Source organism: Pedobacter sp. 05T44, from assembly GCF_056395985.1.
This window is the reverse complement of the sequence record NZ_JBFTKO010000001.1, coordinates 641,787-656,937: the sequence shown is the minus strand read 5'-3', so window position 1 is coordinate 656,937 and position 15,151 is coordinate 641,787. Positions and strand designations below refer to the sequence as shown.

Here is a 15,151-nt window from a genome sequence, read left to right as displayed (position 1 = left end):
GCTTTTTAACCGCAGTTGTTGCTTTCATATCAGATCAAATTTTCAGAAGGTTTATTTTAAATCTAAAGAAACTATGGGTTGTAGAAGGCGTGTTAATTATTTTCATCATCATTTTAATATTTATAATAAAAGCTAGTATAAGTTAATGAAGCAAGCAGAAATTAAAATCACCGTTCAATTAGACGATAATAATGTTCCTGATAATATTCTTTGGGAATCTACAGATGCACAAACTCAGGAACAAGTTCCGGTTAAGTCTATGATGCTTGCATTGTGGGATCACAACTATAAGAACTCAATGCGTATTGATCTTTGGACTAAAGACATGCCTGTTGATGAGATGAAACGTTTTTTTTACGAAACGTTGCAAACTATGGGCGATAGTTTTTTAAAAGCTACAGGCGAAACGCTTATAGTAGAAGATTTGCGTGATTACTGTGCGCATTTTGCTGATAAAATGGGGATCAATACTCAAGGATAGATAAAATGAGACTGCAGGGAATTATTGGTTCAGTACTTATGGCCGTAGGAGGGATGTGCCCACTTATGCGTATTCCAATTATTGGCAGCTGGAATTATTTTGATATAGACCAGAGGTTAGCCATTGCTTTTTATGTATTGGTGGTAATTGGATTGATAGGGGCCTTCGCAAATAAAGCCGGACTGATAAAATTGGCCGGTTGGGGAGGAATTGTTTTAGTTCTAATTACCCTGGCTGGCATATACTTTAAGGCACATGATTCATTTGGTTTTCTTCATTTTAAGAAACTAATAAACTTTGGTGCAGGTATGGTAAAATTAAAATGGGGTTGGTATGTTATTGCCGCCGGTGCATTTATATTGATCACTGTAAGAAAACCGAAAGTTGTTTTGGTAAATGAAGGGGTTGAGGTAAAGTAAATTGTTAATTCAAATCGCCCAGCGATTTGTGTTTTCTTTTCCTTTTAAACTGAGTTTGTTTTAGATGTTCGTCACCGCTGATGATGCTGATGTTACCATCAACCTCAAGAATAGCCAATTTTACATCTTTATATTTTTCAATTCCGTGCTCCCTCATGGCTTCTTCAAGTTCCTCGTTGGTAATATCCAACTTGCTGAGTTTGTCGAAATTGAATTTACCATTGTGGATAAGGATTTCAGGATGCTGAGAGATAAAGTCTCTCAGCTTTTTGTTTTTGAACATGAGCTTTTTTAAAGCGTAGTTTAAAGCAAACAAAACGGCTGCAGCAACTAATCCTCCCAATAAGCTTGTGTTGTTACCAACCATAGCATTTTGAACAGCGTTACTGATCAGTAAAATCAATACCACATCAGTAGTGTTGAGCTGTGAAAGCTCCTTTTTGCCGGTTAAGCGAATTGCAACAAGCATAAAGGCATAAACTGCCAGGCTTCTTAAAATGATGTCAAGATATTGATTCATGATCAGGATAGGTTTATTAATACAATATTATTCATATTTAGTTTACAAAACACCTATTTGAATCGAAAATAACCGATTAAAAATTATCTTTGCCACAGTATGCAATTACTACATCAGGTAAAATATTTAATTAAGAAAGAAGTACTGCTGGAATGGCGCTCCAAATATGCACTTAATGGCGTTCTGCTGTATGTAGTATCAACTGTTTTTGTTTGTTTTTTGTCGTTTGTAAGCATAGCTCCAGTTACCTGGAATGCATTGTTTTGGATTATCATGCTTTTTGCTTCCATAAATGCAGTTTCAAAAGGTTTTTTACACGAAAGCAAAGGGCAGCAATTATACATTTATACCATTGCAAGTCCACTTGCACTCATCATTTCCAAAACAGTATACAATGTGCTTTTGATGATGCTTCTTACCCTTATAGCCTTGTTTTTTTACGTGATGGTCTTCGATTATGTGCCTCAGGATCTTGGACTCTACATCATAGCCACGGTATTGGGTAGTTTAAGCTTTTCAACTATTTTTACAATGATTTCAGCAATTGCCTCTAAAGCAGGTAACGGAGGTATGCTAATGGCTATTCTTAGCTTTCCTGTTATTATACCTGTGTTAATTGTACTGATTAAGCTTACAAAAAATGCAATTGACGGCCTGGACAGAAGTGTGAGTTTAGATGAAATTGGCCTGCTTTTGATTATAAATGCACTGGTTGCGGCGGTAACATTACTGCTATTCCCTTATTTATGGAGAGATTGAGCTTTAAAATCCCCTGCCCAGTTATTACCTTTGTTACAATTAAGCCTATATAATGAACAAGATTTGGTGGAAGATTTTAGGGTCGGTATTAGTTTTGTATACCGCCATTGCAGGATTACTATCCGGAGTACCCCATTTGGCCATATTAAATGAGACAATTCGTAACCTGTATTTCCATGTACCCATGTGGTTCGCGATGCTTACATTGTTCTCTATTTCGGTATTCTACAGTGTTAAATATTTATTATACGGAAAGGAATCGGATGATATCAGAGCAATAGAGAGTGTAAATGTGGGGATCATTTTTAGTATACTGGGTCTAATTACAGGCGCAGTCTGGGCTAAATTTACCTGGGGACAGTTCTGGAGTTTTGATGTGAAACAGAATTTTACAGCAGTTGCCATACTTTTATATTTTGCCTATCTGGTACTTAGAAATGCGATTGATGAGCAACAAAAAAGGGCTAAGATATCGGCTATTTACAATATTTTTGCCTTTCCGATGATGGTGGTGCTTATAATGGTATTGCCTCGTTTGTCAGACTCCTTACACCCCGGAAACGGTGGTAATCCGGGCTTTAACAGCTACGATTTAGATAGCCGCATGCGCGCTGTTTTATACCCGGCTTTCATTGGCTGGTCGATAATAGGGTATTGGATTTATACCATTAGATTTAGAATTCGTACAATAGAAAACAAACAAAATTCATAAGATGAAGAAGATCATATTTGCTTTAATGCTGCTATTAAGTTCAGTACAATTATTTGCTCAATCTAATGATGTGGAGATGGACACTAAGTAATTCCGCATTTGTAATAATCGTTTTTTTTAGTGCAATTTTGTACTCATAACTGAGAACTTATTCAAAATTCATAAAAAACAAATAATGGCTAATTCAGCAAATGAGACAAAATTTTTTGCCGACGTGTGTAAAAATTTTGACAGTGCAGCGCAGTTCACTTCCCATCCCGAGGGACTATTAAATCAAATTAAAGCCTGTAACAGTGTGTATCGTTTCCAGTTCCCAATTAGAAGAGGAAATGGATTTGAAGTTATTGATGCATGGCGAGTAGAACACTCTCATCACATGAGCCCAACAAAGGGTGGTATCCGTTACAGTGAGATGGTAAATGAAGATGAGGTAATGGCTTTAGCAGCCCTAATGACTTACAAGTGTGCTATTGTAAATGTTCCTTTTGGCGGGGCAAAAGGTGGTATTTGTATTAATCCTAAGAACTACTCTGTGGCCGAGCTAGAAACTATAACACGCCGCTACACAACTGAGTTGATAAAGAAAAATTTTATTGGTCCTGGTATTGATGTCCCGGCTCCTGATTATGGATCTGGTGAACGTGAAATGAGCTGGATTGCAGATACATATATGACTATGAATCCGGGGCAACTTGATGCTTTAGGTTGTGTTACCGGAAAGCCAATTGCTTTACATGGCATTCGCGGCCGTAAAGAAGCTACCGGACGTGGTGTTGCTTACGCTGTTAAGGAATGCGTTAATGTAGCCGAGGATATGCAAAAGATTGGATTTAAAGCAGGATTAGGCGATAAACGTGTTATTGTTCAGGGCTTAGGAAACGTGGGTTATCATTCAGCTAAATTCCTTTCAGAGTTCGGAGCAACAATTGTTGGTCTTTGCGAGTATGAGGGGGCAATTTACAACGAAAATGGATTAAATATTGATGAAGTTTTTGCTCATCGTAAAAATACAGGATCGATATTGGGATTCCCTGGAGCTACTGATTTCAAAAATTCAATGGAAGGATTAGAGCAACCATGCGATATTTTAGTTCCGGCCGCTTTAGAAAACCAAATTACTGTAAACAACATTCGCAATATAAAAGCAAAAATTATTGCTGAAGGTGCAAATGGGCCAACTACGCCTGAGGCTGAAGAAATATTTACCGAAATGGGAGGGATCATCATACCTGATATGTATTGTAATGCAGGTGGTGTTACTGTTTCTTATTTTGAATGGTTAAAAAACCTCTCGCACGTAGCATTTGGACGCATGGAAAACCGTTATGCAGAGAATTCTAATGCCAACTTAATCAATACCCTAGAAAATCTTACTGGTAAAAAGATCCCAGCTGAAAATCGTTTAATGATTGTTAAGGGAGCTTCTGAGATGGAGCTTGTAAATTCAGGATTAGAGGACACAATGATTCATTCCTACCATGAGATCAGAGAGAATTTAATTACCAAACCTGGTGTTCAAACATTAAGGACCGCTGCTTTTGTGGGTTCAATTGATAAGATCGCAGTTTCTTATATGAACCTTGGTATCTGGCCGTAGGTTTTAAAGACAGCTATTTTAATCCGCATCACACATAGTGATGCGGATTTTTTTTGTCATCAGTTTGCTAATTAAACAGATGTTAAAATTAAAATGCGTTTATCAGCGTATATTACATAAAGCCTGATTATGAAAGTTAAGCTAATATTTTGGATACTTCTGACTACTTTATCTTGCGCTTGTAATGAGGCGCAAAAACTGGAAACTAAAAATGGATTTGCAGTAATAACAGCAGCAAAAAGGGGAGAAGCTGTGGCAACCTATGCTGGTGGCTGTTTCTGGGCAATGCAGGAATGTATGCTGGAGTTAAAGGGAGTGAGTAAGGTTATAAGTGGCTATTCGGGCGGTACTAAACCAAATCCGGGTTATAATGAGGTATTGTCTAAAACTACCGGATATGCGGAAGCGGTACAGGTTTATTATGATCCCAACGTAATAAGCTTTGAAAGACTAACCGAAGCATTTTTCAATGCACACGATCCTACCCAGGAGGATGGACAAGGGCCTGATCTGGGCCCTGATTATCGTTCGATCGCTTTTTATCGGTCGCCTTCAGAGAAAATAATAATTCACAACCTAATTAGTAGAATTGATTCTATAAATGGTTACAACAGGCCGGTGGTAACTGAAGTGATTCCATTTAAAGTCATTTATCCAGCCGAAACCGAACATCAGGATTATTATAGAAGACATAGCTGGGATCCATACATTAGAAATGTTTCTCGCCCAAAAGTGCTAAAACTCAGAAAAACTATGCCTTACCTCATAAAATCTGAATATAAAGACTAAAAAATGAGCTTTTTGTCAGAGAACTATCAATAAACTGTCATCATCCCGAATTGGATGTAGCTAAAAGACTTTAGGTACTTATATTTTTTATCTTTGTAGGGTTCAATTTATTTTTATTACGACCATGAGAAAAAGTGCAATTGTTGGTTTAATTACTATAGCGATATGTGTAGGTTTTTTAGTTAGTCTAAACGCTGATACAAATAGCTATTCTACATTTACTGAAGCTGCAAAAGATCCTAAGGAATTTCACGTAATGGGATACTGGGAAAAAGAAAAGGGTACATATTACGACGCTCAGAAAGATGCTAACCACTTTGCTTTTTACATGAAGGATCAAAAAGGCATTGTGAATAAAGTTGTTTACAATGGCACTAAACCTCAAGACTTTGAACGCTCCGAAAAACTGGTATTAATCGGCAAGATGAAAGATGATACCTTCTACGCTTCTAAAATACTCATGAAATGTCCATCTAAATATAATAATGATCTTGTAGAAGTCAAGAAGGACGGTAAAGTGGAAAAATACAACTAATCTTAATGGATATACAATTTATTGGAGAGAACCTCCTTCCGGGTAAAGTCGGGCAATTCTTTATTGTTTTAGCATTCGCTGCGTCGTTACTATCAGCCATCTCTTATTTTTTTGCTACCCAAAATAAGGATCTTGCAGATCAATCATGGAAACGCATCGGACGCATCTCATTTCTAATAAACTGGTTTAGTGTAATAGGCATCGGAGCTACACTTTTTTTTCTAATATTAAATCATTACAACGAATACTRTTACGTTTATTCACACTCTTCGAAAGAGCTGCCTGTATATTATATTGTGTCAGCATTTTGGGAAGGGCAAGAGGGAAGTTTCTGGTTATGGGCGTTTTGGCAATCATTACTGGGCGTAATATTAATGTGGAAGGCCAGAACCTGGGAAACTGGCGTAATGACCATTGTAGCGTTCTCGCAAGCATTTTTAACTTCAATGTTATTAGGTGTTGAAATCTTTGGCGAAAGAATAGGTAGCTCTCCCTTCATCCTTTTAAGAGATGCTTTAAACCTTAAGGAGATGGCGCCAGTTGTATTTGCTGATCCTGAAAACTTTAAAAACTACCTTAAATTTATAACCGACGGACGCGGATTAAATCCGCTACTTCAAAATTATTGGATGGTTATCCACCCACCGACTTTGTTTTTAGGCTTTGCCAGCATGGTTGTGCCATTTGCTTATGGAATTGCGGGGCTATGGCAAAAGAAATATAAAGAATGGGTAAAACCAGCAATGCCATGGGCATTGTTTGCCGTAATGATTTTGGGGACGGGTATCATTATGGGATCATTTTGGGCATATGAAGCACTTAATTTTGGCGGTTTCTGGGCCTGGGATCCTGTAGAAAATGCTTCTATTATTCCCTGGTTAACCCTCATAGCGGGTGTACACGTAATGATTGCCTTTAAAAATACAGGGCATGCATTCTTTACTGCAATTGTATTGATCTTCCTCAGCTTTGTATTGGTATTATATGCTTCATTTCTTACCAGAAGTGGTATTTTGGGCGAAACATCTGTCCACTCATTTACAGATCTGGGTATGTTTGGGCACCTTATATTATACAATGTTGTCTTTTTGGCCTTACCTGTAATTTTACTGATTGTAAGATGGAAAGAGTTGCCAATTACCAATAAAGACGAAGAAACTTATTCAAGAGAATTCTGGATGTTTATAGGTGCACTAGTAATTACTGTAGCTTGTATTCAGGTAATTTTCTCTACTTCAGTACCTGTGTTTAACGCAGCATTTGGAACTAACTTTGCACCTCCTATAGATGCCATTAAGTACTACAACCAATGGCAGGCTCCGTTTGCTATTTTAGTAACGGTCATATCTGGATTCACCCAGTTCATGAAGTACAAGAGAACTGATATCCGTAAATTCTACAGCAGTCTTGCGGCTACTGTGGTTTTCTCAATTGTAATTACTGCTGGTTTTGTTTATATCACCAATGTATATCATAACCTGATGTATATACTTTTAACCTTTAGCTGTGTTTTTGCAGTTATGTCTAACGCGAAGATTCTGGGACAAGGTTTTGGAGGTAAGCGGAAATTGGTAGGTGCGGCCGTTGCACACATTGGTTTTGCTTTGTTGTTGCTTGGCGCTTTGGTAGCTGCCGCTACTAACAAACCAATCTCTTTAAATGCATCTAACTTTATTCCGGTTAAAGATTTCGAGAAGGCTGAGAAACCCGGAGAGAACATTGTTCTCTACAAAAATGAGCCAAAGAAAATGGGTAAGTACACCGTTACCTATATCAGCGATACTACCGTTGCTCCAAATACTTTTTACAAATTGAACTTTAAAGTTTATGATGAAAGTACTGGCAAAGTAAAAGAAGATTTCGAAGTAAATCCTCATATTCAGTCGAACGAGAAAATGGGGCTTATTGCTTCACCTGACACTAAACATTACTTAACCTACGATATTTATACTCACGTTACCAGCGCTCCTTTGAAAGAAGACAAGGAGCATGGAGACCATGAAGGACATAGTGAAGAAGAAAACTATAAGGCTCCTAGAATTGTGACAGTTAGCGTTGGTGATACTTTACATACAAGTAGTGGGGTACTTACTGTTAAAGCACTAAATCCAAAACCGCAGGCAAAAGATTTAGTAATTGGTCCTAAGGATTTAGCTGTAGGTATGCCAATTGAGGTTGACGTTAATGGTAAAATATATAAAACTGAACCTATCTTTTTGGTTAAAGGAAATAACGTATTTGACTTTGCCCGTAATATTGATGATTTAGGGTTAAGGGTTAGGTTTACAAAAGTAATTCCTGATCAAGGCAAAGTAGAATTGCAGGTTTTTGAAAAACCTCAGCAGGCGAAGGACTGGGTTGTTTTTAAATCTATTGAGTTCCCTTACATCAATTTATATTGGATTGGTACAATAGTGATGGTTGCAGGATTTTTACTATCCATTTTCAGGAGACAAAAAGAAGTTAAAGCTGTTTAATGAAAGTAGTCTGTATTGGTTCTGGTAATGTGGCAACGCATTTGGCTAATGCGCTAAAAGCAAAGGGTGTAGATCTGATTCAGATATGGAGCCGTGATTTGGCGAACGCCTCTGAGCTGGCAAAGAACACAAACTCTGTAGCTATCTCAAATCTGGATGAAATTGACCGTTCGGCTGATTTATACATTGTTGCGGTGAAAGATGATGCCATTGCATCAGTATCTGATAGCTTAAGAGAAATAAATGGATTGGTAGTTCATACCTCGGGAGCTACATCAATAGATGCCTTGTCGGCATTGAAAAATTACGGTGTTTTATATCCTCTGCAAACTTTTTCTAAAGCCAAGCCAATTGATTTTGCTAACGTTCCATTATGTATTGAGGCAAGCAATGTACATACTTTGGAGGTCTTAAGAAGTGTCGCGGATATGCTTTCTTCGCCTGTTTATGAAGTGGATAGCGAGAAAAGGAAAATATTGCATTTGGCGGCAGTTTTTGCCTGTAATTTTGTTAACCATCTTTACACATTGAGTGATAAGATAGTGGAACATTTTGAGCTCGACTTTGAGATGCTTAAGCCATTAATAATGGAGACGGCATTAAAAGTACAGACTGAACTGCCTATAAATGTACAAACCGGACCTGCCGTTCGGGATGATGAGCAAACTATGATTAAACATCAGGTTTTACTGAATGGTATGCCTGAATTAAAAGAAATCTATCAAACTTTAAGTAAAAGCATTAAAAAAACACATTTATAGTTATAAATGCCGTTTTTCGTGCTTATTTTTGAACACAATTATGAGTATTTTTAAATTAAAGATAAATTTTGAAGAACAAGGAAAAGAACCTCTTGAATTACCTATTGTAAGTGGAGAATCGGTTCTTGATGCTTGTTTAGATCACGGAATAGAATTACAGCATAACTGTGGTGGAGTATGCGGCTGCAGTACATGTCATGTTTACGTACTAAAGGGAATGGATAATATCCAGGAAATTTCTGATAAAGAAGAAGATTTTATTGACAGAGCTGTTCGTCCTAGAATTACTTCAAGATTAGGTTGCCAGTGTGTTGTTATAGATGGAGACATAGAAGTAACAATCCCTGATCAATCAGAATTTTTAGGTCACTAATATAAATCAATAAATTATACAAAGACATGCAAGATAAATTTGCTTTACCAATATACTGGAATGACCATGAGGATATAGCCCAGGAGTTATATGAGAAATTTGGTGATGATTTTAATGAAGCCAAAATATACCGTATCAGATTCACTGAGTTAATAGAATGGGTATTGGAATTACCTAATTTTAAAGGGACCAGAGAAGAAAGCAGTGAAGGTCATTTGGAGCAAATCCAGTCGGCCTGGGTTTACGAATGGAGAGATAACCAGGATTAGTAAGATATGTTCCTGCAGAAACTTAAAAACATTACCACCCTTATTTTTGATGTGGATGGTGTGCTCACAAATGGTGATATTATTGCATCAGACAGTGGGGAGTTTCTGCGCACATTTAACATTAAAGACGGTTATGCTTTACAGCTGGCCGTGAAAAGGGGTTACCTTATTTGTATCATCTCCGGAGGGCGGGGTTTGGCAATGCAAAGACGTTTTGAAGGTTTAGGTATTGCGGAAGTATTCCTTGGTGTTTCAGATAAAGTAGATGTATTTAATTCTCTTTTGGCTAAGCATAACATTACGGCCGACGAAATATTGTATATGGGGGATGATATTCCCGATCTTAAAGTGATGCAACTGGTAGGGCTGCCAACGTGCCCTTCAGATGCTGTGCCCGAAATAAAAGCAATTTCTGAATATATTTCTCCATATTCAGGAGGTAAAACTGCAGTTCGGGATATTATTGAAAAGGTGCTTAAAGTACAGCAAAAATGGTTCGATGAGAACCCTTCTGCAGCCGATTCGGGAAAGTAGCAGCCTGCAACAATTATGTTACTTCTGTTAGATTAAACCTATTCCACTGTTCATACTCCAATCTCTTACAAAACCGAAGCTAAAAGCTTTATAACTATTAAAAATTGTAAAAGAGTATGAAAAAATTATTGATTATCTGCGGATTGTTATTTAGTGTAATAACATTTGCACAAGCGCAACAGGGTCAGGGTCAAGGTGGTCGTAGAGGAGGAACACCTGAAGAGAGAGCAAAAAGAAATACCGAAATGTTGACTAAAAAGCTTAGTCTTACGGCAGATCAGCAAACCAAAGTTTCTGCCATTTACCTGGAACAAGCCGAGGGGATGAAAAAATTGCGTGAAGATGCGGCAGGAGATAGAGACGCAATGCGGGCTGCAATGGTGAAATCTAACGAGGAAAGCGATACTAAAATTAATGCTTTGTTAAACGACGACCAGAAAAAAGCTTACACTACCTGGAAAGAAGAGAGAAAAGAAGCAATGAAAAAAAGACAAGATGGTAATGGCGGAGGTCAATAATCATTAAAACATTTAAAATAATAGAAGCGGCATATGGCCGCTTTTGTTATTTTTGAGCAAATTTTAATTATGTATAAGCAGACACTTCCAATAATACTCGCCTCAAAATCTCCACGAAGACAAGAATTGATGAAATCGATGAACCTTGATTTTAAAGTAGTTTTGAAGGAAGTTGATGAAAGCTATCCGAAAGATTTGCTCCCGGCCGAAATTGCGGTTTATATTGCCGAAAAGAAGGCAGCAGCTTTTGCAGATGATAGCCATGAAAACATAGTGATTACTGCAGATACTATTGTTGCCTATAATAATGAAATATTGGGTAAACCTGAGGATGTAACTCATGCTACTGAAATGCTAACCAAACTGTCTGGTACAAACCATCAGGTATACACTGGTGTGAGCATTGCTTATGGGGATAAAATGCATTCTTTTTACGATGTTACTGAAGTGTTTTTTAATCCACTTACAGCAGAACAGATTGATTTTTATATTGCCAATTTTAATCCTTTTGATAAAGCCGGTGCTTATGGTATTCAGGATTGGATAGGCCTTGTAGCTGTCGATAAGATTATTGGTTCTTATACAAATGTAATGGGTTTGCCAACTGAAAAGTTATATAAAGCTTTGTCAGGATTTTAATTCTGATAGCGAATATAGAACGCCCATTTTTAAATCGTAAGTGGACAAACTGATCTGTTTAATCTCAGACAGTGATAAAATGTGATTGGTAAGAATTGCGGCAATCACAATCATATCAACCCTTAATTTTATTAGATCAGGCATGTTTTGGCGTGCTGCATGGGTAGACGTAATTAGTTTTTCTGAAAGGCTATTGTAAGCAGTAAATTCTATAGGCGCAGATTTTATGTTTTCTATATGTGTTTCTTTTAAAATCATACTGGCAAAGGTTTCAAAAGCGCCGGCAGAACCAATCAAATGATCAGGTTTATGTAATATACAAGCTTCTTTTAAATCTGTGAGCTCATTGTTCAGATGGTTAATAATAGCTGATTTATCCAGCTCATTAATTGGATCTGAATGGAAATAAGCCTGCATTAATCTGGCTGCACCTATGTTATAGCTTTTCTTCCACAGCAGTTCTTTATCATTACAGATAATGAATTCGGTGCTTCCTCCGCCGATATCCATAATCAATGATGTTCCATTGATTGTACCTGTGGCTTTTACTCCTTTATAGATGTATTCAGCTTCTTTATCACCATCAATAACATCTATAATGATGTCTGCGTTTTTCTTTGCAGATTCAACAAAATCAATTCCATTGGCTGCGCTCCTTACTGCGGAGGTAGCAATTGCCAGTGTTTGCTGAACCTGGTACTTGTCAATTTTCTGTTTAAAGTTTTTTAAGGTTTCAATTCCTCGTTCAAATGCTTCGGGTATAATGATGTTTTCGTTAATGCGTCCCTGACCAAGCCTAACGGGTACGTTTGTTTTATAGATTATCTGGACGTTTGTAGCAGATATTTCTGCTATTATCAGGTGGAAGGTATTTGTACCAAGATCAATAACTGCGGCTTTCATTAAAGGTTTATTTGATGGTAAAAGTGCAAAAAAAAAGCCATCCTACTGGACGGCTTTCTAAAAACTATTTAATTATTATTCGAAATATTCTTTCATTTTTTCGAAGAAACTCTTATCGTGCTTACCAGGTTGTGGCTTAAAATTAGGAGAGTCTCTTAATTTCTCAAGCATGCTTCTTTCTTCAGAACTTAGCGCTTTTGGAGTCCATATATTTACATGGATAATCTCATCGCCTCTGTGATATGAATTGATTTCAGGAATACCTTTACCCTTTAAGCGTAATAATTTTCCGCTTTGGGTACCTGGTTCAATTTTGATTTTTGCTTTACCATCAATGGTTGGAACCTCGGCACTATAGCCTAATGCAGCATCAATGATAGAAACGTGTAAATCATAAACTACATTATTGCCTTCGCGTTTTAAAGTTTCATGAGGTATTTCTTCAATCAGGATGATCAGATCTCCGGGGATACCGCCGCTAGGTGCTGCATTACCTTTTCCGCTCATGCTTAATTGCATACCGTCACTTACACCAGCTGGGATATTGATTGTAATTGTTTCCTCGCCACGAACTATACCCTCACCATGGCATGATGTACATTTAGCCGTGATCTGTTGTCCGCTACCATTACAAGTAGGGCAGGTAGAGGTAGTTTGCATCTGACCAAGAATTGTGTTGGTCACTCTGCGAACTGCACCGCTTCCACCACAGGTTTTACATGTACTTACCGATGAGCGATCTTTAGCTCCTGTTCCGTCACATGTTTTACAGCTAATCTGCTTATTTACTTTGATTTTTTTCTCTGTACCGTTGGCAATTTCCTCAAGAGTGAGTTTTACTTTGATGCGCAGGTTAGTTCCTTTAGCTACACGTCGGCCGCCGCGCGACTGCTGACCGCCGCCTCCAAAGAAACTTTCGAAAGGACTGCCACCACCACCAAAAATATCCCCGAATTGACTGAAGATATCTTCCATGTTCATGCCGCCACCGCCATATCCACCGCTAGAAGCTCCGCCAACGCCAGCATGCCCATAATGGTCATAACGTTGTTTCTTTTCCGGATTGCTTAAAACTTCATAGGCCTCGGCAGCCTCTTTAAAGTTGTCTTCGGCAGCCTTATCCCCAGGGTTTTTATCAGGGTGAAATTTGATGGCTAGTTTGCGATAAGCCTTTTTAATTTCTTCGGCAGATGCGCTTTTGGTTACACCAAGTACATCATAAAAATCTCTCTTACTCATAATATTAACTACCCACTACAACTTTAGCAAAGCGAATCACTTTATCATTTAAAGTGTAGCCTTTCTCTAATTCATCAATTACTTTTCCTTTTAACTCTTCATTTGGGGCAGGTATTTTAGTAATAGCCTCATGGTTATCAGTATCAAAAACATTGTTGATGCTTTCCATTTCTTTTAAACCTTTTTGAGCTAAAATGCTTTTTAGCTTGCTATGTACTAACGCAACGCCTTCACGGATTGGATTTATATCAGTAGCAGTTTCTATGGCCTTGGTGGCACGATCAAAATCGTCTAAAACAGGTAACAGTGAAACTATTACATCTTTTCCCGCAGTTTGTAAAAGCTCACTACGCTCTTTTTGGGTACGACGTTTGAAATTGTCAAACTCGGCAAACAAGCGTAGATATTTATCGTTTAAAGCTGCATTCTCTTGTTGTAATTTTTCTTCGGCAGAAAGCTCTGGCACAACTTCGGTTTCCGTAACTGGATTTTCTGCAGTTACTTCTTCAGTATTTATTTGATCTTCGGTATTATTCATCTGCTCTTCAGCGTTATTTTTCACAATTGGATCTGTGTTATCGTTCTTTTTCTTCTTGCTAAACATGGTATAGTAGAATTTTTGATTGTAAACTCAAAAGTTTTGCCAATGAAATATATCAGTCATGGTGTCAGTTTTATTTAAAATAAACTGACGCGAATGACTGAAAAGGAATGTTTTGTCAGATTTTGGCGGTTAAACAATTTGTGCATCTTCATGCACAATTCCACCTTCACATTTGATAATTCTTGAAGGGAAAGTTCTTATAATATGATAATCGTGGGTAGCCATAAGTACGGCAGTTCCACTCTGACTAATCTGTTTAAGCAACATTACTATTTCTTCTGATGTATCAGGGTCTAAGTTCCCTGTAGGTTCATCAGCAAGTATTATTTCTGGGTTATTTAATAATGCACGTGCAATTACAACGCGTTGCTGCTCGCCGCCCGAAAGCTCATGCGGCATTTTTCTGATCTTTGATCGTAAGCCTACCTTTTCAAGAACATCTTTTATACGTTCTTCAATTAAGGCTTGATCTTTCCAACCTGTAGCTTTTAATACGAACTCAAGATTTTTTTCAATTGTTCTGTCGGTAAGCAGTTGAAAATCCTGGAATACAATTCCTAATTTTCTGCGTAAATAGGGTACATCTTTAATGGCCAGGTTTTTTAAATCGAAGCCAGCAATTTGTCCGTCGCCATTACCGATATGAAGATCTCCGTAAATGATTTTAAGTAAACTGCTTTTCCCGGAACCGGTTTGGCCAATTAAAAAAACGAACTCTCCTTTATCAACATTTAAATTTACATCTGATAAGACCAGATGTTTTTGTTGAAATACATCTACATTCTTTAGATTTATAACTGCGTTTCCTGTCATTTTTAAATATCTATTTTAGCAATTTGTCCAAAGGGCAAATCATTTACAAAATTCATAATGTAGGGCAATTTATCACCTAAGCCCAATTTTTCAAGCGATTTATCAGGCCTGTCTACCCTAAAGTAGGCCAATAAGGTAAATTTATCATCCCTTAATTGTACGTAATCAGGGATCTTGGCAATGCCTTTTACTTTAATAACATACATTAG

The 15,151-nt window shown here is 37.5% G+C and carries 20 protein-coding genes; 14 read left to right on the top strand and 6 right to left on the bottom strand.

What is annotated here, in order from left to right:
* Window positions 1–145 precede the first annotated feature (145 nt).
* Entirely contained in the window at window positions 146–481 is a 336-nt protein-coding gene (gene gldC / locus AC1DDK_RS02715; RefSeq protein WP_048904276.1) for a gliding motility protein GldC, read from the top strand.
* A gap of 5 nt (window positions 482–486) precedes the next feature.
* Window positions 487–900, top strand: coding sequence for a hypothetical protein (locus AC1DDK_RS02710; protein WP_172660725.1), 414 nt, complete (start codon window positions 487–489; stop codon window positions 898–900).
* A 4-nt stretch (window positions 901–904) separates the two neighbouring features.
* On the opposite strand, the gene AC1DDK_RS02705 is transcribed toward AC1DDK_RS02710, so the two are convergent.
* Complete coding sequence (locus tag AC1DDK_RS02705; RefSeq protein ID WP_172660724.1) at window positions 905–1,420, bottom strand: DUF421 domain-containing protein; 516 nt, start codon at window positions 1,418–1,420, stop codon at window positions 905–907.
* Window positions 1,421–1,519: 99 nt separating this feature from the next.
* Here AC1DDK_RS02705 and AC1DDK_RS02700 point away from each other — a divergent pair, with 99 nt between their 5' ends.
* The 12 genes from AC1DDK_RS02700 (at window position 1,520) to AC1DDK_RS02645 (ending at window position 11,383) form a co-directional block, all read left to right on the top strand.
* A complete protein-coding gene (locus AC1DDK_RS02700) occupies window positions 1,520–2,179 on the top strand; it encodes a heme exporter protein CcmB (RefSeq protein WP_172660723.1) in 660 nt (219 codons plus the stop codon).
* Between the two features lie 52 nt (window positions 2,180–2,231).
* A complete protein-coding gene (gene ccsA, locus AC1DDK_RS02695; RefSeq protein ID WP_172660722.1) occupies window positions 2,232–2,891 on the top strand; it encodes a cytochrome c biogenesis protein CcsA in 660 nt (219 codons plus the stop codon).
* A gap of 175 nt (window positions 2,892–3,066) precedes the next feature.
* Window positions 3,067–4,488, top strand: coding sequence for a Glu/Leu/Phe/Val family dehydrogenase (locus AC1DDK_RS02690; protein ID WP_048904281.1), 1,422 nt, complete (start codon window positions 3,067–3,069; stop codon window positions 4,486–4,488).
* A gap of 129 nt (window positions 4,489–4,617) precedes the next feature.
* A complete protein-coding gene (gene msrA, locus AC1DDK_RS02685; protein ID WP_337715647.1) occupies window positions 4,618–5,277 on the top strand; it encodes a peptide-methionine (S)-S-oxide reductase MsrA in 660 nt (219 codons plus the stop codon).
* A 124-nt stretch (window positions 5,278–5,401) separates the two neighbouring features.
* Window positions 5,402–5,812, top strand: coding sequence for a cytochrome c maturation protein CcmE domain-containing protein (locus AC1DDK_RS02680; protein WP_172660719.1), 411 nt, complete (start codon window positions 5,402–5,404; stop codon window positions 5,810–5,812).
* Between the two features lie 5 nt (window positions 5,813–5,817).
* Window positions 5,818–8,289 carry a cytochrome c biogenesis protein CcsA gene (gene ccsA / locus AC1DDK_RS02675; RefSeq protein ID WP_477633811.1) on the top strand — a complete coding sequence of 824 codons (2,472 nt, stop codon included), beginning with the start codon at window positions 5,818–5,820 and terminating at the stop codon, window positions 8,287–8,289.
* Window positions 8,289–9,050: a Rossmann-like and DUF2520 domain-containing protein gene (locus AC1DDK_RS02670; RefSeq protein WP_172660717.1), complete on the top strand. Its 762-nt coding sequence runs from the start codon at window positions 8,289–8,291 to the stop codon at window positions 9,048–9,050. The genes ccsA (AC1DDK_RS02675) and AC1DDK_RS02670 overlap by 1 nt, the downstream gene beginning before the upstream one ends.
* 40 nt (window positions 9,051–9,090) lie before the next feature.
* Entirely contained in the window at window positions 9,091–9,423 is a 333-nt protein-coding gene (locus tag AC1DDK_RS02665; RefSeq protein ID WP_048904285.1) for a 2Fe-2S iron-sulfur cluster-binding protein, read from the top strand.
* Window positions 9,424–9,449: 26 nt separating this feature from the next.
* Window positions 9,450–9,692 (top strand): Fe-S cluster assembly protein IscX, encoded by a 243-nt coding sequence (iscX, locus tag AC1DDK_RS02660; protein WP_048904286.1) that lies wholly within the window; start codon window positions 9,450–9,452, stop codon window positions 9,690–9,692.
* A 6-nt stretch (window positions 9,693–9,698) separates the two neighbouring features.
* Entirely contained in the window at window positions 9,699–10,226 is a 528-nt protein-coding gene (locus tag AC1DDK_RS02655) for a KdsC family phosphatase (RefSeq protein ID WP_337715643.1), read from the top strand.
* Between the two features lie 116 nt (window positions 10,227–10,342).
* The gene (locus tag AC1DDK_RS02650) at window positions 10,343–10,744 is read left to right on the top strand and encodes a periplasmic heavy metal sensor (protein ID WP_048904288.1); all 402 of its coding nucleotides are present in this window, start codon (window positions 10,343–10,345) and stop codon (window positions 10,742–10,744) included.
* Window positions 10,745–10,813: 69 nt separating this feature from the next.
* Window positions 10,814–11,383 (top strand): Maf family protein, encoded by a 570-nt coding sequence (locus AC1DDK_RS02645; protein ID WP_172660714.1) that lies wholly within the window; start codon window positions 10,814–10,816, stop codon window positions 11,381–11,383.
* Here the strand turns inward: AC1DDK_RS02645 and AC1DDK_RS02640 are convergent.
* The 5 genes from AC1DDK_RS02640 to AC1DDK_RS02620 form a co-directional block, all read right to left on the bottom strand.
* On the bottom strand, window positions 11,372–12,286 hold the full coding sequence (locus AC1DDK_RS02640) for a Ppx/GppA phosphatase family protein (RefSeq protein ID WP_337715642.1): 915 nt from the start codon (window positions 12,284–12,286) through the stop codon (window positions 11,372–11,374). The two genes, AC1DDK_RS02645 and AC1DDK_RS02640, sit on opposite strands and share 12 nt — an antisense overlap.
* Before the next feature lie 75 nt (window positions 12,287–12,361).
* The gene (gene dnaJ, locus AC1DDK_RS02635) at window positions 12,362–13,525 is read right to left on the bottom strand and encodes a molecular chaperone DnaJ (protein WP_172660712.1); all 1,164 of its coding nucleotides are present in this window, start codon (window positions 13,523–13,525) and stop codon (window positions 12,362–12,364) included.
* 4 nt (window positions 13,526–13,529) lie between these two features.
* Window positions 13,530–14,129 carry a nucleotide exchange factor GrpE gene (locus AC1DDK_RS02630; RefSeq protein ID WP_172660711.1) on the bottom strand — a complete coding sequence of 200 codons (600 nt, stop codon included), beginning with the start codon at window positions 14,127–14,129 and terminating at the stop codon, window positions 13,530–13,532.
* 129 nt (window positions 14,130–14,258) lie between these two features.
* Entirely contained in the window at window positions 14,259–14,942 is a 684-nt protein-coding gene (locus AC1DDK_RS02625) for a cell division ATP-binding protein FtsE (protein WP_048904291.1), read from the bottom strand.
* 2 nt (window positions 14,943–14,944) lie between these two features.
* On the bottom strand, window positions 14,945–15,148 hold the full coding sequence (locus AC1DDK_RS02620; RefSeq protein ID WP_048904292.1) for a hypothetical protein: 204 nt from the start codon (window positions 15,146–15,148) through the stop codon (window positions 14,945–14,947).
* Window positions 15,149–15,151: the final 3 nt, after the last annotated feature.